This window comes from Streptomyces sp. NPDC045021 (assembly GCF_056432645.1).
The window spans coordinates 1-18539 of sequence record NZ_JBWKIQ010000013.1; the positions used below are offsets into that span (position 1 = coordinate 1).

At 69.6% G+C, this 18539-nt stretch carries 20 protein-coding genes; 10 read left to right on the plus strand and 10 right to left on the minus strand.

The genetic code is table 11. The features are described 5' to 3' along the window. Positions 1-193: 193 nt before the first annotated feature. Positions 194-979, minus strand: a complete 786-nt coding sequence (locus tag AC07DC_RS32065; protein ID WP_478918003.1) for a class I SAM-dependent methyltransferase — start codon at positions 977-979, stop codon at positions 194-196. Between the two features lie 79 nt (positions 980-1058). Here AC07DC_RS32065 and AC07DC_RS32070 point away from each other — a divergent pair, with 79 nt between their 5' ends. After that, positions 1059-1688 (plus strand): CGNR zinc finger domain-containing protein, encoded by a 630-nt coding sequence (locus tag AC07DC_RS32070; RefSeq protein WP_478918004.1) that lies wholly within the window; start codon positions 1059-1061, stop codon positions 1686-1688. Here AC07DC_RS32070 and sodX read toward each other — a convergent pair. After that, positions 1592-2014, minus strand: a complete 423-nt coding sequence (sodX, locus tag AC07DC_RS32075) for a nickel-type superoxide dismutase maturation protease (RefSeq protein WP_478918005.1) — start codon at positions 2012-2014, stop codon at positions 1592-1594. The genes AC07DC_RS32070 and sodX overlap by 97 nt on opposite strands. A 141-nt stretch (positions 2015-2155) precedes the next feature. Here sodX and sodN point away from each other — a divergent pair, with 141 nt between their 5' ends. Next, the gene (gene sodN / locus AC07DC_RS32080) at positions 2156-2551 is read left to right on the plus strand and encodes a superoxide dismutase, Ni (protein WP_138350904.1); all 396 of its coding nucleotides are present in this window, start codon (positions 2156-2158) and stop codon (positions 2549-2551) included. Positions 2552-2665: 114 nt separating this feature from the next. Here the strand turns inward: sodN and AC07DC_RS32085 are convergent, their stop codons facing one another. Continuing rightward, entirely contained in the window at positions 2666-3655 is a 990-nt protein-coding gene (locus AC07DC_RS32085) for a MurR/RpiR family transcriptional regulator (protein ID WP_478918006.1), read from the minus strand. A 129-nt stretch (positions 3656-3784) separates the two neighbouring features. Here AC07DC_RS32085 and AC07DC_RS32090 point away from each other — a divergent pair, with 129 nt between their 5' ends. From AC07DC_RS32090 to AC07DC_RS32110, 5 genes are all read left to right on the plus strand, one after another. Continuing rightward, the gene (locus tag AC07DC_RS32090) at positions 3785-4687 is read left to right on the plus strand and encodes a 1-aminocyclopropane-1-carboxylate deaminase/D-cysteine desulfhydrase (RefSeq protein WP_478918007.1); all 903 of its coding nucleotides are present in this window, start codon (positions 3785-3787) and stop codon (positions 4685-4687) included. Positions 4688-4860: 173 nt separating this feature from the next. Next, positions 4861-5064 (plus strand): hypothetical protein, encoded by a 204-nt coding sequence (locus AC07DC_RS32095; RefSeq protein WP_478918008.1) that lies wholly within the window; start codon positions 4861-4863, stop codon positions 5062-5064. A 9-nt stretch (positions 5065-5073) separates the two neighbouring features. After that, a complete protein-coding gene (locus AC07DC_RS32100; protein WP_478918009.1) occupies positions 5074-5643 on the plus strand; it encodes an N-acetyltransferase family protein in 570 nt (189 codons plus the stop codon). Positions 5644-5825: 182 nt separating this feature from the next. After that, positions 5826-6239 carry an ATP-binding protein gene (locus AC07DC_RS32105; protein ID WP_138350908.1) on the plus strand — a complete coding sequence of 138 codons (414 nt, stop codon included), beginning with the start codon at positions 5826-5828 and terminating at the stop codon, positions 6237-6239. A 109-nt stretch (positions 6240-6348) separates the two neighbouring features. Continuing rightward, the gene (locus tag AC07DC_RS32110) at positions 6349-7314 is read left to right on the plus strand and encodes an RNA polymerase sigma factor SigF (RefSeq protein ID WP_478918010.1); all 966 of its coding nucleotides are present in this window, start codon (positions 6349-6351) and stop codon (positions 7312-7314) included. Between the two features lie 98 nt (positions 7315-7412). Here AC07DC_RS32110 and AC07DC_RS32115 read toward each other — a convergent pair whose 3' ends face one another. Further along, the gene (locus tag AC07DC_RS32115) at positions 7413-7826 is read right to left on the minus strand and encodes a hypothetical protein (protein WP_478918011.1); all 414 of its coding nucleotides are present in this window, start codon (positions 7824-7826) and stop codon (positions 7413-7415) included. Positions 7827-7874: 48 nt separating this feature from the next. On the opposite strand from AC07DC_RS32115, the gene AC07DC_RS32120 reads away from it, so the two are divergent. Together AC07DC_RS32120 and AC07DC_RS32125 are read left to right on the plus strand one after the other, a co-directional pair. Beyond that, the gene (locus tag AC07DC_RS32120; protein WP_478918012.1) at positions 7875-8843 is read left to right on the plus strand and encodes a diacylglycerol/lipid kinase family protein; all 969 of its coding nucleotides are present in this window, start codon (positions 7875-7877) and stop codon (positions 8841-8843) included. Positions 8844-9160: 317 nt separating this feature from the next. After that, positions 9161-9418: a WhiB family transcriptional regulator gene (locus AC07DC_RS32125; protein WP_138350912.1), complete on the plus strand. Its 258-nt coding sequence runs from the start codon at positions 9161-9163 to the stop codon at positions 9416-9418. Between the two features lie 134 nt (positions 9419-9552). On the opposite strand, the gene AC07DC_RS32130 is transcribed toward AC07DC_RS32125, so the two are convergent. The 6 genes from AC07DC_RS32130 to AC07DC_RS32155 form a co-directional block, all read right to left on the minus strand. Then, a complete protein-coding gene (locus tag AC07DC_RS32130) occupies positions 9553-11001 on the minus strand; it encodes a sensor histidine kinase (RefSeq protein WP_478918194.1) in 1449 nt (482 codons plus the stop codon). A 376-nt stretch (positions 11002-11377) separates the two neighbouring features. Further along, a complete protein-coding gene (locus AC07DC_RS32135) occupies positions 11378-12472 on the minus strand; it encodes an SIS domain-containing protein (protein WP_478918013.1) in 1095 nt (364 codons plus the stop codon). Positions 12473-12512: 40 nt separating this feature from the next. After that, positions 12513-14057: a glycoside hydrolase family 3 protein gene (locus tag AC07DC_RS32140; protein WP_478918014.1), complete on the minus strand. Its 1545-nt coding sequence runs from the start codon at positions 14055-14057 to the stop codon at positions 12513-12515. Next, the gene (locus AC07DC_RS32145; protein ID WP_478918015.1) at positions 14054-14908 is read right to left on the minus strand and encodes a carbohydrate ABC transporter permease; all 855 of its coding nucleotides are present in this window, start codon (positions 14906-14908) and stop codon (positions 14054-14056) included. Before AC07DC_RS32145 ends, AC07DC_RS32140 begins: the two co-directional genes overlap by 4 nt. Beyond that, on the minus strand, positions 14905-15912 hold the full coding sequence (locus tag AC07DC_RS32150; protein ID WP_478918016.1) for a carbohydrate ABC transporter permease: 1008 nt from the start codon (positions 15910-15912) through the stop codon (positions 14905-14907). The genes AC07DC_RS32145 and AC07DC_RS32150 overlap by 4 nt, the downstream gene beginning before the upstream one ends. Before the next feature lie 114 nt (positions 15913-16026). Next, positions 16027-17322: an extracellular solute-binding protein gene (locus AC07DC_RS32155; RefSeq protein WP_478918017.1), complete on the minus strand. Its 1296-nt coding sequence runs from the start codon at positions 17320-17322 to the stop codon at positions 16027-16029. A 320-nt stretch (positions 17323-17642) separates the two neighbouring features. Between AC07DC_RS32155 and AC07DC_RS32160 the strand changes: the two genes are divergently transcribed. Continuing rightward, positions 17643-18425, plus strand: a complete 783-nt coding sequence (locus AC07DC_RS32160) for a GntR family transcriptional regulator (protein ID WP_138351076.1) — start codon at positions 17643-17645, stop codon at positions 18423-18425. Positions 18426-18539: the final 114 nt, after the last annotated feature.

An 18539-nucleotide genomic window follows, 5' to 3' on the forward strand; every position in this document is an offset into this window, starting at 1 on the left:
TCGGGGGCCCGCGGGGAAGCCCGCCCGCGCCCCGGTGCACGCGCCCGCCCCCCCAACCCCCGGGGGGGGGGGGGGCGGCCGGCCCCCCCCCCCCCCCCGGGGGGGCGGCGGCCCGGGGGGGCCCCCCCCCCGGCCTCTTCGCGTGCGTACGGGGCGCGCGTTGCTTCAGGTTCGCGTGCGTAGGGGGCGGGCGTTACTTCAGGCCGAGCACCAGCGCGTCCGGCACCGAGCGCCAGACGGCGCGGGCCTCGGCGAAGCCGCCGTCGCGGAGCGCCTGGGCGTGCCATTCGACGGAGTGCGACTCGCCGTCGGCGTGCGAGCCGAAGATCTCGTACCGCTCCGCGACCGGTCCGGCCAGCAGCTCGTCCTGGCGGGCCAGGTCCCACCACTCGGTCCAGTCCAGGACGCCGTCCGCCTTCTCCCGCTCCATGCGCGCGTGACGCAGGGCCCGCTCCGCTTCGTTGATCCGGGGCGTGGACCCGTCCGGCGCGTGGTCGGCGTTCATGAAGACCCCGCCGGGCCGCAGGACTCCGGCGACCTGGCCGTACAACTCGCGCAGCGGATCCGTCTGCAGCCAGTGCAGGGCGGTGGCGGTGAGGACGGCGTCGTACTCGCGGTGCGGGAGCCGGTCGGTCCACCGCGGGTCGCGCAGGTCTGCGGTGACGAACTCGATCCGCGACTCGCCCGCGAAGTGCCCCCGGGCGATGGTCAGCAGGGCCGGATCGAGGTCGACGCCGGTGGATCGGGCATCGGGGAAGCGCCGCAGCACGCGGTCCGAGATACTGCCCGTGCCGCATGCGAGGTCCAGCACCTTGGGCGCGGGCCCGACCAACGCCTCGACCATGTCCAGCATCACCCGGAACCGCTCCTCGCGGTCCGGCAGGTACCACTCCTGCTGGCGGTCCCAGCTCTCCTGCCAGCCCTGCCAGTCCGCGGTGCGCACCACCGGTGCCGTCGGTGTCGCCGGTGTACCCGTCATCGCTGCCTCCCCAGTTTGTAATACCCTGATAGCTACCTCGACCATTACTGAGCCTAGAACGCATGCGTAAGGATCACAAGTGGAACTGGCCTATTACTCGGACTACGCCGTGCGCCTGGTGAACAGCGAGGAGCCGGAACGCGGGACGGACGACCTCACCGGCGTCGACGCCGTCCGCGCGCTCTTCGGCGCCAGCACCCAGGCCGCCGCGCGCAGCACCGATGCCGACGTGCCCCGGCTGCGCGCCGTCCGCACCCGGCTGCGCGGGGTCTTCGAGGCCGCCGACGAGGGCGACGAGGTACGCGCCGTGGACCTGCTCAACGCGCTGCTGCTGGAGTTCCCGGTCAGCCCGCAGATCTCCGGGCACGAACACCTCGACGAGACCGGCCGGCCCGACTGGCACATGCACCTCGCCGACCATGCCGCGACCGCCACCGCCGGGTACGCGGCCACCGCCTGCATGGGCCTGGCCTTCCAGTTGACCGAACTCGGCGTGAACCGGCTGGGCATCTGCGAGGCGGCACCCTGCCGCAACGCCTATGTCGACACATCGACCAACAGGTCCCGCCGCTACTGCTCCGACCGCTGCGCGACCCGCGCGAACGTCGCGGCCTACCGGGCCCGCAAGCGCCTGGAGAACGAACGGTCCGCGCTCAGCGTCCGCACGCAGGACGCCGCCCAGGACAGCGCCCCGGCCACCGACCTCTGAAGCTCCCGGGGCGGCCGGAACCGCGCCAGGGCGCGGGCGAGCACCAACTCGTCCGGCACCGTGCCGAACACGCTGCTGTCGGCGATCGGTCCGAAGGGATTGTCGGCCAGCACCCACCAGCCGCCCTCGCGGCGCTCCACCGCACGTTTCACGATGAGCAGATCCTGCTGCAGCGGGTGTCGCAGGACCACGACGTCACCCTCTCGGACGTCGGCCGGACCGTTGATGTTTCGCACGAACAGCCGATCGCCCTCGCACAGCGTCGGGACCATCGACGGACCGGTCACTTCCACCATGTAGCCCAGTCGGACTCGCCGCTCCCGCATGCCGTGCCTCCCTCGTCCCTTCCTCCACCAGCCCCAGGGTGACACCAGACTTTTGTCCTAAGCCACATGGGGCACCCGAGAAAACGACTCTCCTAGGGAGTAATCTCCCACCTGGAAAGACGATCACAAGGAAGGACAGCCATGTTCTCTCGCCTGTTCGCGCCGAAGGTCAAGGTCAGCGCCCACTGCGACCTGCCCTGCGGCGTATACGACCCGGCCCAGGCCCGCATCGAGGCCGAGTCGGTCAAGGCCGTCCAGGAGAAGTACCAGGCCAACGAGGACCCGGACTTCCGGACCCGCGCCATCATCATCAAGGAGCAGCGCGCGGAGCTCGCCAAGCACCACATCTCGGTGCTGTGGAGCGACTACTTCAAGCCGCCGCACTTCGAGAAGTACCCGGAGCTGCACCAGCTCATCAACGACGCCCTCAAGGCAGGCAGTGCTGCCAAGGCGTCGAACGACCCGAAGACCGGTGAGAAGCTCCTCGAGCTGATCGCCCAGATCGACACCATCTTCTGGGAGACCAAGAAGGCCTGAGCTCCACCTGGGCCCTCCGGCCTGTGACAACACCACGGTCACAGACCTGTCGCCCGTACCCGGTTCGCGTTCGCGGACCGGGTACGGGCGTTTTCACGTTCCCGGCCCGGGGGTTCAGGAGCGGTCGCTCTCCAGCGCCTCGTGCGTGACTCGCAGCGCGCGGTCGGACTTCTCGTAGGTACGCTGCGCCACGCAGACGAAGAGGCAGTCGACGACGACCAGTTGGCTGATCCGACTGGCCATCGCGCCGGGCCGGAAGGTCGTCTCGCGGCCCGCCGACGCCAGGACGAAGTCGGCGAGGCGGGCAGCCGTGGACTGCGGGTGGTTGGTGATGACGATGGTGGTCGCGCCCTCGGCGGCGGCCCGGCGCAGCGGCTCCAGGACGTCGCGGCTCTCGCCGGAGTGCGACACGGCGAGGAAGACGTCACCGGGGCCGAGGAGCACCGCGCTGGTCAGCGCGGACTGGGAGTCGCCGTGTGCGTGACACGGCCGGCCTATGCGCTGCAGCTTCTGGTGCAGGTCCTGCGCGACCAGTCCGGACGCGCCGACCCCGGCGATGTGCAACTGGCCGTCGCCGCAGACCGCGAGGACGGCGCCCAGCAGCTGCCGGGGATCGAGCTGGGTCTCGGTCTCCAGGACGGCCTGGGACTCGGTGTGCACCAGCTTGGCGATCACTTCCGCGGGCGAGTCCCGCCGGGTGATCCCGGAGGTCAGGGTCGAGCGCGGGGGCTGCCGGGCGGCCGAGGCGGCCAGCGCCAGCCGGAGTTCGGGGTAGCCGGAGAAACCCAGCGCCCGGGCGGTCCTGACGATCGACGAGTCGCTGGTGCCCGCCAGCGCGCTCAGTTCGGAGATCGTGCTGCGGGCGACCTGGGCGGGGTCCTCGACGATCAGCCGGGCGATCCGCGCGGAGGCGGGCGTCAGCGAGGGCAGCAGCCCGCGCACCGTCGCGGCGAGCCCGTCACCGGGCCCGGCAAGGGATTCCCGCTCCCGGTCCCGCTCCCAGTCTTGGCTCTGGCCCCGGTCCTGGCCCCGGTCCTGGTCCCGGTCCTGGTCCTGGTCCACGCCGCCGAAGGTGTCCGTGCCGTTCGTGCCGTCCGTCTTCACGTGAGAAGAATGCACCGGGGGCGGTCGGTTTCGGGAGCTTCTTCCTCGTCCCGAGGGCTTTCTGAGGTCATTGCGGGGGTTTGTGAATCGCGGGCTGCCGACCTCACCCTTGCGGGTGACAATGACCAGGTGACCGCCCCCGGCCTCCCGCTCGACGCGCTGCGACCCCGGCTGCCCTCGCCGCTGGTGGCGATCGAGGACGCGCGACTGGCGCGGCACGGCGTGCGGCTGTCGCTCAAGCGGGACGACCTGATCCATCCGGACCTGCCGGGCAACAAATGGCGCAAGCTGCGGCTCAACCTCCAGGCCGCCGCCGACACCGGCCACGACACCCTGCTGACCTTCGGCGGCGCCTACTCCAACCATCTGCGCGCGACCGCCGCCGCCGGGCGCCTGCTCGGCTTCGCGACGATCGGCGTCGTACGGGGCGACGAGCTGGCCCAGCGCCCGCTGAACGCGTCCCTCACCCGCGCCGCGGCCGACGGCATGCGGCTGGCCTTCGTCGACCGGACCACGTACCGCCGCAAGGCGGAGCCGGACGTCGTCGAGCAGCTGCGGGAGCGCTTCGGCCGCTGCTACGTGGTGCCCGAGGGCGGCAGCAACGCGCCGGCGGCGCGCGGCTGCGCCGACCTCGGCCGGGAGCTGCGCGGTGCGGCCGATGTCGTCGCGGTGGCCTGCGGCACCGGCGGCACGCTCGCCGGGCTGGCCGCGGGGCTGACGCCCGGCGCCCAGCGCGCGATCGGCTTCCCGGTCCTGAAGGGCGGCGGCTTCCTGAACGGCGCCGTCCAGCGGCTGCAGGAGGACGCGTTCGGCGGACGGCGCGGCGACTGGCGGCTCGACGAGCGCTTCCACCACGGCGGCTACGCCCGCACCAGCCCCGATCTGGACGCCTTCGCCGAGGACTTCGCCGACCGGCACGGCCTGGTCCTGGACCGCGTCTACGTGGCGAAGATGCTGCACGGCCTGTTCACCCTGGCGGACGAGGGGGCCTTCTCCCCCGGCACCCGCCTCGCGGCCGTCGTGACCGGATGAGACCGCCCTGGACGCCCTGGAACGCGAGAACGTCGCCGTGCGCACACCATGAGCCGCGCAGAGGGCTTCCTGACGGCCTTCCGCGAGATGTTCCGGCAGCCCGGGCCTGTACGTGATGGACGAGCCGGAGGCGGCGCTCTCGTTGCACGTCCTGCCCGCACCTGGTGGGGCTGATGCACGAGCTCGCCGGGACCGGCGCCCAGGTGATCTGCGCCACTCACTCGCCGCTGCCGACCGCGACCCCGGGCGCCGCGATCGTCGAAATCGGCGAGGACGGAGCCCACCCCGCGCGCTGGGAGGAGCCGGCCGTCGTCGACCACCGGCGCCAATATCTGTCCGATCCGAACGCTTACCTGCGCCACATCATCGGGACGTAACCTTGGCTCATGATCCGAGCCGCCACCCCCGCCGACGTTCCGGCGATCCACGCCATGATCCGCGAACTCGCGGAGTACGAGAAGGCGCTGGAGGAGGCCCGTGCGACCCCGGAACAGCTCCACGACGCCCTCTTCTGCGAGCACCCGGCGATCTTCGCGCTGATCGCCGAGGACGATGCCGCCAACGGCGCCGCGGACGCGCCGGGGGGTGAATCCGGTGATTCGTCCGGGGACGGCCCGGTGGGATTCGCCCTGTGGTTCCGGAATTTCTCCACCTGGACGGGCACACACGGGGTGTACCTGGAGGATCTGTATGTAAAGCCCGAATCGCGCGGCGGCGGCCACGGCAAGGCACTCCTGGCCGAACTGGCCTCGATCTGCGTCACACGCGGCTACGAGCGCTTCGAATGGGCAGTACTGGACTGGAACGATCCCGCGATCGGCTTCTACCGCTCCATCGGCGCCCTCGGACAGGACGACTGGACCGTGCAACGACTGACCGGCGAACCGCTGCGCACCCTCGCCGACCTGGCCGTCCACCCGCACCCGGGCAACGATGCGACATCTCTTTCGAATTGAGACCGCATACCCCTAGCCACGTTGCGTACTCATACGCTTACCATGGGTGACAGTCGTGGAGGGTCGGGCCAGGGCTCACTCATGGCGGCGGCAGTGCTCCGTCCGGGCGACATCGGGGCACAGATCGCGATAGCGTCGCTGGCGAACCAGAGCAATCACTGTGTGCCACCTTGGAGGTGAGGGTGTCCCAGATCGCAGGCGAGCCCGGGACGAAGGACTTCGTTGAGGTCCGGCTGCCCGCGGCGGGGGCCTATCTGTCGGTGCTGCGTACGGCTACGGCCGGTCTCGCGGCACGGCTGGACTTCACCCTCGACGAGATCGAAGACCTGCGCATCGCCGTGGACGAGGCGTGCGCGATCCTGCTGCAGCAGGCCGTTCCCGGCAGCGTATTGAGTTGCGTCTTCCGACTCGTCGGAGACGCTCTGTGGGTGAGAGTGTCGGCGCCCACGACCGATGGTCGCGCTCCGGAGCGGGACACCTTCGCCTGGACGGTGCTCTCCGCACTGGCGGGCGAGGTGGATGCCACGGTCGCGGAGGACAAGACCGTCAGCATCAGCCTGCACAAGAAGCGCGGTGCCGGCCCCGGACAGTCGTGAGGTCCCCAGATGCAGGCAGCCCGCAGGCGCGGACCCGAAGCAGGTCAGCGTGTCCCGGTCCCCCGAAGGGCCGGTAACGGTACAACCGTGCACGGAACGGGGAAACGCCATGAGTGCTGATCTTTCCCGGGAGGCAGCTCCCGGACCCCCGGCGGACAGCGGCGCGCCCGCGGTGCGGGGCCGTGCCGCCGTACCCGCCCAGGCGTCGCCCGCCGGGGCGGTCGGGCGGTATGCGGCCCGGCAGCACCCCGGGTCCCGTACGGATGGAATGGACGCGGCGGAGCAGGCGGATCCCATGGACCAGCAAGAGCAGCACGACCCGCATGACCGGGCCGGCGCCCGAGCGCTCTTCGTGGAGCTGAGCAAGCTCCCGGACGGCTCTCCGGAACGCGCCGAGCTGCGCAACAGGCTGGTGCGTATGCACCTGCCTCTGGTGGAGCATCTGGCGCGGCGTTTCCGCAACCGCGGGGAGCCGCTGGACGACCTCACACAGGTCGCCACCATCGGTCTGATCAAGTCCGTCGACCGCTTCGACGTGGACCGCGGCGTGGAGTTCTCCACGTACGCGACTCCCACGGTCGTCGGCGAGATCAAACGTCACTTCAGGGACAAGGGCTGGGCCGTCCGCGTCCCCCGCAGGCTCCAGGAGCTGCGGCTGGCCCTCACCACCGCCACCGGTGAGCTCTCCCAGCGCTTCGGCCGGGCGCCGACCGTGCACGAGCTGGCGGTTCAGCTCAAGATCACGGAGGAGGAGGTGCTGGAGGGCCTCGAATCCGCGAACGCCTACAGCACCCTGTCCCTCGACGTTCCGGACACCGACGACGACTCCCCCGCCGTCGCGGACACCCTCGGTGCCATGGACGAGGCCCTCGAAGGCGTCGAGTACCGGGAATCGCTCAAACCGCTCCTGGAGTCACTGCCGCCCCGGGAGAAGAAGATCCTCATGCTGCGGTTCTTCGGCAACATGACCCAGTCCCAGATCGCCCTGGAGGTCGGCATCTCCCAGATGCACGTCTCCCGGCTCCTGGCGCGCACCCTCATGCAGCTCCGCGAGAAGCTCCTCGTCGAGGAGTAGCCCGTGACGTCGGCCGGACAAGCCCTCCGGGGCCTGTCCGGCCGACGCACGTCCGGGCCCGGCCACATCCGCGCCGGCGCACGTCCAGCCGACAGGCTCTAGCCGCGGTCGCCGATACCGAGGGCGGCGGTCGTGGCGGGGTGAACGAGCAGGACCAGCCCGACCAGTGCCACGAGGGCGAGGGCCACGCCGGCCGCGACGAGCGGCCCCGCGCCGTGGATGAGCGTCCAGGCCACCGGGAGCGCCAGCAGCTGGATGACCAGGGCGGGGCCGCGGCTCCAGCGCCGGGCGTGCAGCAGCCCGTAGGCCGCCGTCAGCGGGATCGCGCCGAGGGCGAGAACGGTGAGTGCGCCCACCACGGCGTTGCGGACGTTGCCGGTGTGACCGGTCAGTGCCAGCACGAGCAGCACGACTCCGCAGCCGGCGAGAGCGAGCCCTTCGAGGGCGGCGAGGCCCGCGGCGGCGGTCAGCCGGCGCGGTTTGAGTGACGAGGTCGGGGGGATCTGGCTCACACGGGCCAGCGTAGCCCGGTGTACTTATGGGTAGGTACGCTTCCCCTCATGCGCGCACTTCTCGTGGTCAATCCTGCTGCCACCACCACCAGTGCGCGGGTCCGTGACGTTCTGGCCCACGCACTCGCCAGCGATCTGAAGCTGGAAGTGGCCGCCACCGAGTACCGCGGCCATGCCCGGGACCTCGCGCGGCAGGCGGCGGAGGGCGGCGAGATCGAACTGGTCGTCGCGCTCGGCGGCGACGGCACGGTCAACGAAGTGGTCAACGGGCTGCTGCACAACGGCCCGGATCCGGACCGGCTGCCGCAGCTGGCGGTGGTCCCCGGCGGATCGACCAATGTCTTCGCGCGCGCCCTGGGACTGCCCAATGACGCCGTCGAGGCGACCGGCGCGCTGCTGGACGCCCTCCACGACCAGTCGTCGCGCACGGTCGGCCTGGGTCTGGTGAGCGGCACGCCCGGCACGGAGGACGAGGGAGTGCCGTCGCGCTGGTTCACCTTCTGCGCCGGGCTGGGATTCGACGCCGGTGTGGTCGGCCGGGTCGAACAGCAGCGGGACATGGGGAAGCGCTCGACGCACGCCCTGTACATGCGCCAGGTGATGCGCCAGTTCCTGGCGGAAACCCACCGGCGGGGCGGTTCGATCACCCTGGAGCGCCCGGACGAGGACCCGGTCACCGGGCTGGTGCTGGCGATAGTCTGTAACACCGTCCCCTGGACCTACCTGGGCAATCGTCCGGTGTACGCGTCCCCCGAGGCCTCCTTCGACACCGGCCTCGACCTGCTCGGAGTGACGAAGATGTCGACGACGTCAGCGATGCGTTACGCCACGCAGCTCCTGCGCTCGACCCCTGATCGAGGACCGCACGGCAAGCATGTGGCCTCTCTGCACGACCTGACGGACTTCACCTTGCATTCGCAGGCTCCACTCCCGTTCCAGGTGGACGGTGACCACCTGGGGCTGCGTACCAGCGCAACCTTCACAGGCGTACGCCGTGCACTGCGTGTGATTGTGTAAGCGGAAGAGCCCAAAGTCCTTTTACTCGAACGTTTAGACTGCCCTGCACCCCATGGAAGTACGGCTGTGATGCAGGCGACACCGAGGAATCAAAAAAAACTTTCCTGAAGGGGTTGTATCCGCAGCCCAGGTTTGCGAGTCTCTACATGGCGATCGGGACGGCCAACAACCGGAGTCCCTTGAGAGCCCGAATCCACCACCTCACACCAGCGGGACTGCACCAGGTAACTGGGCGTAGTGCCGTGTCCTGTGAGGGGATTCGTGAAAGCGTTCACATTCACAAGCAACGTGCTTGTCACAAAGGAGTTGGAGCAGCCATGGACTGGCGTCATCGCGCCGTTTGCCGCGAGGAAGACCCGGAACTCTTCTTCCCCATCGGCAACACCGGTCCTGCGCTGCTGCAGATCGAGGAAGCCAAGGCCGTCTGCCGCCGCTGCCCCGTCATGGAGCAGTGCCTGCAGTGGGCGCTGGAGAGCGGCCAGGACGCAGGCGTCTGGGGTGGCCTCAGCGAGGACGAGCGTCGCGCAATGAAGCGCCGCGCCGCCCGCAACAGGGCCCGCAACGCCAGCGTCTGACGCCCCCGCTTTACCCCCGAGCCGCAGCGCGCAGCACCCGAATTCGTACGCGCAGCACACAGCATCCAGTAAGCCCCGACCGCCTGGCGGTCGGGGCTTACTGCTGTTCGCCCCCGACGGCCGCACCTCAATCGCTAGGCCTCGGCGGGGAGTTCCAGTACGACCTTGGTACCGCCGTCCGGTGCCGGGACCATGTCGAACGTGCCGGCCAGTTCGCCGACGACCAGGGTGCGGACGATCTGCAAGCCCAGGTTTCCGGCCCGCTGCGGGTCGAAGTCGTCCGGAAGCCCGCGGCCGTCGTCCTGGACGGTGATGATCAGCTTGTCGCGGCTTGCCGCCGCTCCCACCTCGACCGAGCCGCTCTCCCCCGGTCCGAAGCCGTGCTCCAGCGCGTTCTGCAGCAGTTCGGTGAGAACCATCGCCAGCGGGGTGGCGACCTCGGCGGTCAGGATGCCGAAGCGTCCGGTGCGGCGGGCCGTGACGCGACCGGGTGAGATCTCGGCGACCATCGCGAGCACCCGGTCGGCGATGTCGTCGAACTCGACGCGCTCGTCGAGGTTCTGGGAGAGCGTCTCGTGCACGATCGCGATCGAGCCGACCCGGCGGACCGCTTCCTCCAGCGCCTCGCGCGCCTTGTCGGAATCCATCCGGCGGGCCTGCAGCCGCAGCAGCGCCGCGACGGTCTGCAGATTGTTCTTCACCCGGTGGTGGATCTCCCGGATGGTGGCGTCCTTGGTCATCAACTCGCGCTCACGGCGCCGCAGCTCGGTGACGTCGCGCAGCAGCACCAGCGAGCCGATGTGGGTGCCCTTGGGGCGCAGCGGGATGGTGCGCAGCTGGATGACGCCGTCGCCGCCCTCGACCTCGGCCTCACGCGGTGCCCAGCCGCTGGCGAGTTTGACCATCGCCTCGTCCACCGGGCCGCGGGCGGGGGCGAGTTCGGCGGTGGTGGCGCCGAGGTGCAGTCCGACGATGTCGGCGGCGAGGCCCAACCGGTGGTACGCAGAGAGCGCGTTGGGGCTGGCGTACTGCACGATGCCGTCCGCGTCGAGCCGGATCAGACCGTCGCCGGCGCGCGGCGCCGCGTCCATGTCGACCTGCTCGGCGGGGAACGGGAAGGAGCCGGCGGCGATCATCTGCGCCAGGTCGGAGGCGCTCTGCAGATAGGTGAGCTCGAGCCGGCTGGGGGTGCGGACGGTCAGCAGGTTGGTGTTGCGGGCGATGACGCCCAGCACCCGGCCGTCGCGGCGGACCGGGATCGACTCGACCCGGACGGGGACCTCGTCACGCCATTCGGGGTCGCCCTCGCGGACGATCCGGCCCTCGTCGAGCGCCGCGTCGAGCATGGGACGGCGGCCGCGCGGCACCAGATGGCCCACCATGTCGTCCTGGTACGAGGTGGGCCCGGTGTTCGGCCGCATCTGGGCGACCGAGACATAGCGCGTGCCGTCCAGCGTGGGGACCCACAGAACGAGGTCGGCGAATGACAGGTCGGAGAGCAGCTGCCACTCGGAGACCAGCAGGTGAAGCCATTCGAGATCGGAGTCGTCGAGGCCGGTGTGCTGGCGTACGAGGTCGTTCATGGAGGGCACGTCTGCGAGCGTACAGGCCTATTCGCGCCATCCGCGCCGAGCCTTTTTCCACTGTTGGCCGCGATTTCATGGACAAGGACGAATGGTCTAGTCCACAATGGGACCGAACAGACCTCCATCCTCCCCGCACAGGAGGATGGATCGAGGCCAGGCGTTCTCTGCCCTGACTACGCCGCGGCCTCACCGGTCGGCCCTACCGGGCCACGGGGAACCGCACACCCCGTCGGCCACGGCGTCGACAGCAGCTCCGGGCTGCGGTGCTGGAAGGGCTGAGGGTCCCTTCCCGGCGCCGCGGCCCGTGGCGTTTTCCGGAGCCCGACGGGCGACGGGCCGAGCGGGCGACGGACCGGCCGGACGGACTCGGCGGTCAGTGCGTCTCGGTCACCTTGGCGAGGGCCCGCGGGGCGTCCGGGTCCTGGCCGCGGGCGATGGCGACCTCGTAGGCCAGCATCTGCAGCGGCAGGATCTCCAGGATCGGCTGGACCTCCTCGGCGACGCCCTTGGTCGGCAGAGCGAAGCCCGCGGAGGCGGCGTCCACCTGGGCCTGCGGCCCGATGACCATCAGGTCCGCCCCCCGGCCGCGCAGCCGGTCGAGGACCGGCTGGAGGGCCTCTCCGCCCCTGCCCTCGGTGACGATGGCGATCACCGGCGAGATGTTGTCGACCATGGCCAGCGGGCCGTGCAGCAGATCCGCGCCCGAATACGCCAGGGCGGGAATGTAGCTGGTCTCCATCAGCTTCAGCGCGGCTTCCTTGGCGGTCGGATAGCCGTAGCCGCGGGAGGTGATGACCATGCGCTCGGCGAAGCGGTAGCGGCCGGCCAGCGCCTTGACCTCGGCGCCGCGCGCCAGAATCTGCTCGGCCAGCTCCGGGAGTACGTCGGCGGCCGACCCTCCCCCACCCTCCGGGCGGGGAGACCCCCAACCCCGCAGGCCCTCGACGAACAGGTACAGGGCCAGCAGCTCCGCGGTGTACGTCTTGGTCGCCGGCAGCGCCTTCTCCGGGCCTGCCAGCACATCGATGTGGAACTCGGAGACCTCGGCGAGCGGGGACTCCGGATTGTTCGTCACCGAGACGGTGATCGCCCCGGCCTCACGGGCCGCCCGGGTGGAGGCCACCAGGTCCGGCGAGCCGCCGGACTGGCTGACGGTGATGACCAGGCAGTCCGTCAGGTCCGGCGTCGCGCCGTACGCGGTGGTGGTGGACATGGAGGTCAGCCCCGCCGGCCTGCCGAGCAACACCTCGATCAGGTACTTCGCGTACAGCGCCGCGTTGTCGGAGGTCCCGCGGGCGGTGAGCAGCACGAAGCGCGGGTTGCGCGCCGCGACCTGCGCGGCGATCTCGCGGATCCGCGGCGCGCCCCGCCGCAGAATGCGACGGAGCACGGCGGGCTGCTCGGCCATCTCACCGGACATGATCCGGCCCGGCGTACGGGTCTGCCGGTCCGGCGTCGGGGCGGACATGCGGTGGGCCTCCAGGCTGTTGCGTATCCCTCCGCGCCGGTCAGACCCCGGCTTCCTTGCCGGCGATGACCTCCGCGGCTGCTCGCCCGCACACGCGGGCCGCACCGTGGGTCGCGATGTGCAGCGCGCCGGACGGCGGCGCCTGGGGCACTCCCATCTCCACCACGACCGTGTCGGGCCGGGCGGTGAGGAGGGCGTCCAGTGCGTCGGCCATCCACGTGTGGCGGTGGACGTCACGAACCACTGCGACGATCCTACGGTCGGACGCGGACTGCAGCACTTTCGCGCAGAGAGCGTCCACCCCGCCGCCGTCGGCGTCCGCTTTCCGGAACGTACCGGTCACGGTGCCCGGGAGCAGCCGCTCCAGTTCCGCCGCCACACCCCAGGGCGTCTCGGCGCCGACCGCGATGTTCGCGACCGGGGTGAAGGCGGCCACGTACGGGGCGGTCGCGATCGGTACGTACTCCTCCGTCCGGGTCACGCGCACGGCCCGGCGGGCCGCGATGAGGCCGACCTCGGGGTCGGGTGCGGTCCCCTCCGCCGCACCCGACCGCTCGGCCGTCCATGCCGCGAGCGATCGCACCCGGGCGGCGGCGTCGGCGAGCCGCTCCTCGGGCAGGTCGCCGTCGCGCACCGCACGCACGATGGCGTCGCGGAGCTGCAGCACGGTCTCCTCGTCGGCGAGACCTCCGCCGACACAGATGGCGTCGGCGCCGGCCAGCAGCGCCATGACGGTGCCGCGCTCGATGCCGTACGTCGCCGCGATGGCCTGCATCTCGATGCCGTCGGTGACGATCAGGCCGTCGTAGCCGAGGCCGCCCTCGGCGACGGGCGCGCGCAGCAGCCCGTTGAGCGCGCTGGGGCTGAGGGTGGCGGGCCGGTCCGGGTCGAGGGCCGGCACCAGGATGTGGGCGCTCATCACGGCCTTGGTCCCGGCGGCGACGGCGGCCCGGAAGGGCACCAGTTCACGGTCCTGCAGGGTCTGCAGGCCGACCTCGATATTGGGCATCGAGTGGTGCGAGTCGACGGCCGTGTCGCCGTGGCCGGGGAAGTGCTTGGTGCAGGCCGCCACCCCGGCGGACTGCAGACCGGTGATGTACGCGGCGGTGTTCCGCGCGACCAGGTGCGGGTCGGAGCCGAAGGACCGCACGCCGATCACCGGGTTGCCGGGGTCGGAGTTGACGTCCGCGGACGGCGCCCAGTTGAAGTTGACCCCGCAGGTGCCGAGCCGGCGGCCGAGCTCCGCCGCCACCTCCTGCGTCAGGTCCGAGTCGTCGACCGCGCCGAGCGCGAGGTTGCCGGGGAACGACGATCCGGTACGCGCTTCGAGGCGGGTGACGTCGCCGCCCTCCTCGTCGGCCGCGACCAGCACGTCCGCCCGTACCGCCCTCAGCTGCGCGGTGAGCGCGGAGAGTTGCTCGGGCGTTTCGATGTTCCGGGCGAAGAGCGCCACGGAGCCGAGTCCCTCGGCGAGCCGCTTGAGCAGCCACTCGGGCGCGGTGGTCCCGATGAATCCCGGCTGCAGGACGGCGAGCGCGTCCCGGATGAGGGTGTCGGGGGCGGAGTCGGTAGAAATGACGGTCATCCCTTCACCGCCCCGGCGGTCAGACCGGAAGCGACCTTGCGCTGGACCATGACAAAGAAGATCACCACGGGCAGGGCCACCAGGATGGAGCCCGCCATCAGCGCGCCGAAGTCGGTGCCGCGCTGGCCGGTGAAGTTCAGCAGCCAAATGCTGAGTGTGTACTTGTCGTTGTCCTGGAGGAGGACGTAGGCGAAAAGGTATTCGTTCCACGCGGTCATCAGGGCGTAGATCGAGGCGGCGACCAGGCCGGGGGCGAGCAGCGGGAAGACCACGCGGCGGAAGGCGGCCATCTGGCTGCAGCCGTCGACCATGGCCGACTCCTCCAGCTCCTTGGGGATGTTGACGATGAATCCGCGCAGCATCCACACCGAGAAGGGCAGCGTCGTCGCCGCGTACACGACGATGACACCCCAGTACTGGTTCAGCCCGCCCATGTCGTTGAGCTGGATGTAGATGGGGATCAGCATCGACGTGCCAGGGATCATCTGGATCAGCAGCAGCGTGATCATCAGTCCGCGGCGGCCCCAGAAGTGGAAGCGGCCCAGCGCGTAGGCGGCGAGCAGGCCGACGCCGATGGCGATGACGACGCTGAAGAGCGAGATGATCACGCTGCTCTTCACGTTGTCCCAGAAGTTGGGCATGTCCATCGCCCGGTGGAACTGGTCGAGCGTGACCGAGCTCGGCCACAGCTTCTGGTGGTAGCTGAGGATCTCGCTGCTCGGCCGCAGCGCGGTGATGACCATCCAGTAGACCGGGAAGCCCATGACCACGAAGGTGATCAGGCCGAGGATGTTCCAGCCGGTGCGGTTCTTCTTCTTGCTCTTGTAGGTGACCTTCGCGGCGGTACTCACTCGACCTCTCCGATCTTCATCAGCTGGCGCAGGTAGTAGACGGAGACGCCGGACAGCATCACCACGGTGATGATGGAGATCGCGGCACCCGTGCTGAAGGAGTTACTGGTGAACGCCTGGGTGAAGGAGTAGAGGCCCAGCAGCTGGTAGTCCGGCTCCGGGTGGTTGTTGCGCATCAGCAGCACCTGGCCGAGCACGCCGAAGTCCCAGATGATCGACAGCGTCGTGGTCATCACGAAGACCGGCTTGATCACCGGGAAGGTGACGAACCGGAAGATGCCGAAGCCGCTGGCGCCGTCGATCCTGGCCGCCTCCTCCAGCTCCTTGGGCACCTGGGTGAGCGCCGAGTGCAGGCTGATCGCGATGAACGGGATGGCCGCCCAGATCACCAGGGCGGCGATGATCGCCAGCCCCGAGTTGGGGTCGAGGAACCAGTTGTGCCCGGCGTAGTCGACCCCGGGAAGCTTGCTGAGCAGCTCGTTGACGAGTCCGTAGTCCGAGTCGAACATGAACTTGAAGACCGAGGTGGAGACCAGCAGCGGCATCGCCCAGACGGCGACCATCGCGCTGGTGATCATCACCCGGAGCCACGGCGAGACCCGCTGCAGCAGCATGGCTATGAGCAGCCCGAGCACCATGGTGAAGAAGACACAGACGGCGACGAAGACGACCGTACGGATGAACACGTGCCAGAACTCGGAGTCGCCGAGGATCGTCGTGTACTGGTCGAAGCCGACCCACGGGGGTGTCGTACCGCCCCACAGGTTGTTGCGTCTCATGTCCTGGAAGGACAGCACCACGGTGTCGATCAGCGGCCAGCCGAGCACGCCCGCCATGACCACCAGGGCCGGGGTGATCAGCAGGTAGGGCAGGGTTCTGTTCTGCCGGCCGGCCGACCGGCGGCGAATCCCCCGCCCGGATGCGGGCCGGTCCTGAGCCGGCGGCGGGCTCTTCGCGAGACCCCGCTCCAGCGGCTCGGTGGCATGCGTGTCGGCGGCACTCATCTCGCTGACCTTTCTTCGTCGTCCATGCCGGGTGCGGGTGCGGACGGCCCACGACTGTGGACCGTCCGCCCCTTCGGCGCCTGTTTCCCCACCCCCCACGGGCGGGACCTGGGATCAGGAGGCGTTGTTGATCAGCGAGTTGATCTTGTCGTCGGCCGCCTTGGTGGCGTCCGCGATGGACTTGCCCTTGATGATGTCGAGCAGCATGTTCTTGAGGACGTTCTGCTTCTCGATCGTGGCCCAGCCCGGAGCGATCGGGGTGAACCAGGCGTCCGGCACCGCGTTGGCGATCGGCGCGGTGGCGGGGTCCGTCTTCAGCGGCTCGAGCTGCTTGGTGTTGTTCGGCAGGATCTTCTTGCCCGCCAGCACGGCCTCGGACTTCTCGCTCGTGAAGCTGGCGATCCACTCCTTGGCGAGGTCCTGGACCTTGGACTTGCCGACGACGGCGAGGTCCGAGCCACCGATGAAGGACGGCAGCGCCTTGCCGTTCGGGCCGGGCATACCGGCCGTCTTGATGGCGTCCTTCAGCTTCGGGTTGCCGGGCGCCTTGGTGTCGACGACGCTGCCGGACTCCCAGCCGTTGCCGTAGATCAGCGCGGTCTTCTCCTGGGCCATGACCGCGGCGTGGTCCGCCTCGTCCTTGGTCTTGTCACCGTGGTTGTACTTGTTGACCAGCTCGATGAAGTGCTTGAGACCTTCCTGGGCCTCGGGGGACTCCAGGGTGCCGGTCCACTTGCCGCCGTCGTACTTGGCGATCTGGCCGCCGTACGCCTTGACGTAGGACATGGCCGCGTACCAGTACTCGCCCGGCAGGTAGAGCGGCGAGTACGCCTTGTCGCCGCCCTTGGCGGCCTGGATCTTGTCCAGAGCGGCCGTCAGGTCGGCCTCGGTCTTCGGCATGTCGGCGGAGCCGGTGGCGGCCTTGAAGACATCGGCGTTGTAGATCGCCACGCGGGCACCGGCGTAGTACGGCACGCAGTAGAGCTTGCCCTGGTACGAGCAGGTGTCCTCGAGGCCCTTGATCCAGGTGGCCGAATTCTCGAACTTGGTCTTGTCGACCTCGGCGAGGGCACCGTTGAGGATGTAGGTCTGGGTCTCGGTGTTGCCGAGCTCGACGACATCCGGAGCGCTGGAGCCGGAGAGCGCGGCGTCCAGCTTCTGGACCTTGTCGCTCCACTGCTGGTACTGCACCTTCACGGTGACGTTCGGGTACTTCGCCTTGAACTGGTCATTGACGCTCTTGACCAGCTCCGGCCAGGTGCTCTGTGCGTCACTCATGAGCCAGACGGTCACGGTGTCCTTGCGGTCCGCCGGCTTCGCGGCCGCGTCGTCCTTCTTGTCGCCGCCACACGCTGCGACGCCCGCGATCATGGTCGCGACACCGATTGCCGCGATGAGCTTGCGCTTCATGCCACCCTCCTCAGGATGCCCGAAACCACCCCCCACCGCCCGAAAAGTCGGCTGCCGCGAGACACGGCAAATGCCGCGTCCTGCTTGTGGGTCTGGGATTGGTCTTTAATGGTTTAGACCAGTGAGCGCAGCTTGGCCTAGACCTTTAGGGGTGTCAAGGGTGTATAAGAAGCGCTGTTAGGTCTGTTATCGGACCGACACCTGAGGGGGACGTCACCTGCCATCGCCTCCCTGGACCACAGCAGCCCGTGCCACCATGTGAGCCGCGATAGACGGAGGAGCCGGTGACGGCAGCACGACAGCAGTCGGGAGTAGACGTCATGGACAGCGACGGGGGCGGCGGCACGCCGGCATCGGACGTGCCGGAGACGGCGGGCGCCGCCGGGCGCACCGCACGTGTGCCCAAGTACTACCGCCTCAAGCGACATCTGCTGGACATCACGCAGACGATGCCGCCCGGCACACCGGTCCCGCCCGAGCGCACGCTCGCGGCGGAATTCGACACCTCCCGCACCACCGTGCGGCAGGCCCTGCAGGAACTGGTCGTCGAGGGGCGCCTCGAACGCATCCAGGGCAAGGGCACCTTCGTCGCCAAGCCGAAGGTCTCCCAGGCACTGCAACTCACCTCGTACACGGAGGACATGCGCGCCCAGGGCCTGGAGCCCACGTCGCAGCTCCTGGACATCGGCTACATCACCGCGGACGACCGGCTCGCCGGGCTCCTCGACATGAAGACCGGCGGCCGGGTCCTGCGCATCGAGCGGCTGCGACTGGCCAACAGCGAGCCGATGGCGATCGAGATCACCCATCTGTCCGCGAAGCGCTTCCCCGCGCTGCGCCGCAGCCTCGCCAAGTACACCTCGCTGTACACGGCGCTGGCGGAGGTCTACGACGTACGGCTGGCCGAGGCCGAGGAGACCATCGAGACCTCGCTGGCAACTCCCCGCGAAGCGGGCCTGCTCGGCACGGACGTCGGCCTGCCGATGCTGATGCTCTCCCGGCACTCCATCGACACCACGGGCGAACCGGTCGAATGGGTACGTTCGGTATACCGCGGCGACCGGTACAAGTTCGTCGCCCGGCTGAGCCGCCCCACCGACTGACCGCCGGCCGATTCCGGCCCGAACCCGCCCTGATCCACCCGATCCTGTGCTCGTCCGGGATCGAGTCCGTACCGATATACGGACTGCTAGTGACGTGTGGCGGAGTGCTGCCCT

Bases quoted from the DNA above. Each gene is read 5' to 3' on its own strand.
- AC07DC_RS32135 (WP_478918013.1), bottom strand. From the start codon at position 12,472: ATGTCCGCCCCGACGCCGGACCGGCAGACCCGTACGCCGGGCCGGATC.
- AC07DC_RS32120 (WP_478918012.1), top strand. From the start codon at position 7,875: ATGCGCGCACTTCTCGTGGTCAATCCTGCTGCCACCACCACCAGTGCG.
- sodN (WP_138350904.1), top strand. From the start codon at position 2,156: ATGTTCTCTCGCCTGTTCGCGCCGAAGGTCAAGGTCAGCGCCCACTGC.
- AC07DC_RS32110 (WP_478918010.1), top strand. From the start codon at position 6,349: ATGAGTGCTGATCTTTCCCGGGAGGCAGCTCCCGGACCCCCGGCGGAC.
- AC07DC_RS32125 (WP_138350912.1), top strand. From the start codon at position 9,161: ATGGACTGGCGTCATCGCGCCGTTTGCCGCGAGGAAGACCCGGAACTC.
- AC07DC_RS32160 (WP_138351076.1), top strand. From the start codon at position 17,643: ATGGACAGCGACGGGGGCGGCGGCACGCCGGCATCGGACGTGCCGGAG.
- sodX (WP_478918005.1), bottom strand. From the start codon at position 2,014: ATGCGGGAGCGGCGAGTCCGACTGGGCTACATGGTGGAAGTGACCGGT.
- AC07DC_RS32095 (WP_478918008.1), top strand. From the start codon at position 4,861: ATGCACGAGCTCGCCGGGACCGGCGCCCAGGTGATCTGCGCCACTCAC.
- AC07DC_RS32130 (WP_478918194.1), bottom strand. From the start codon at position 11,001: ATGAACGACCTCGTACGCCAGCACACCGGCCTCGACGACTCCGATCTC.
- AC07DC_RS32065 (WP_478918003.1), bottom strand. From the start codon at position 979: ATGACGGGTACACCGGCGACACCGACGGCACCGGTGGTGCGCACCGCG.
- AC07DC_RS32155 (WP_478918017.1), bottom strand. From the start codon at position 17,322: ATGAAGCGCAAGCTCATCGCGGCAATCGGTGTCGCGACCATGATCGCG.
- AC07DC_RS32150 (WP_478918016.1), bottom strand. From the start codon at position 15,912: ATGAGTGCCGCCGACACGCATGCCACCGAGCCGCTGGAGCGGGGTCTC.
- AC07DC_RS32140 (WP_478918014.1), bottom strand. From the start codon at position 14,057: ATGACCGTCATTTCTACCGACTCCGCCCCCGACACCCTCATCCGGGAC.
- AC07DC_RS32100 (WP_478918009.1), top strand. From the start codon at position 5,074: ATGATCCGAGCCGCCACCCCCGCCGACGTTCCGGCGATCCACGCCATG.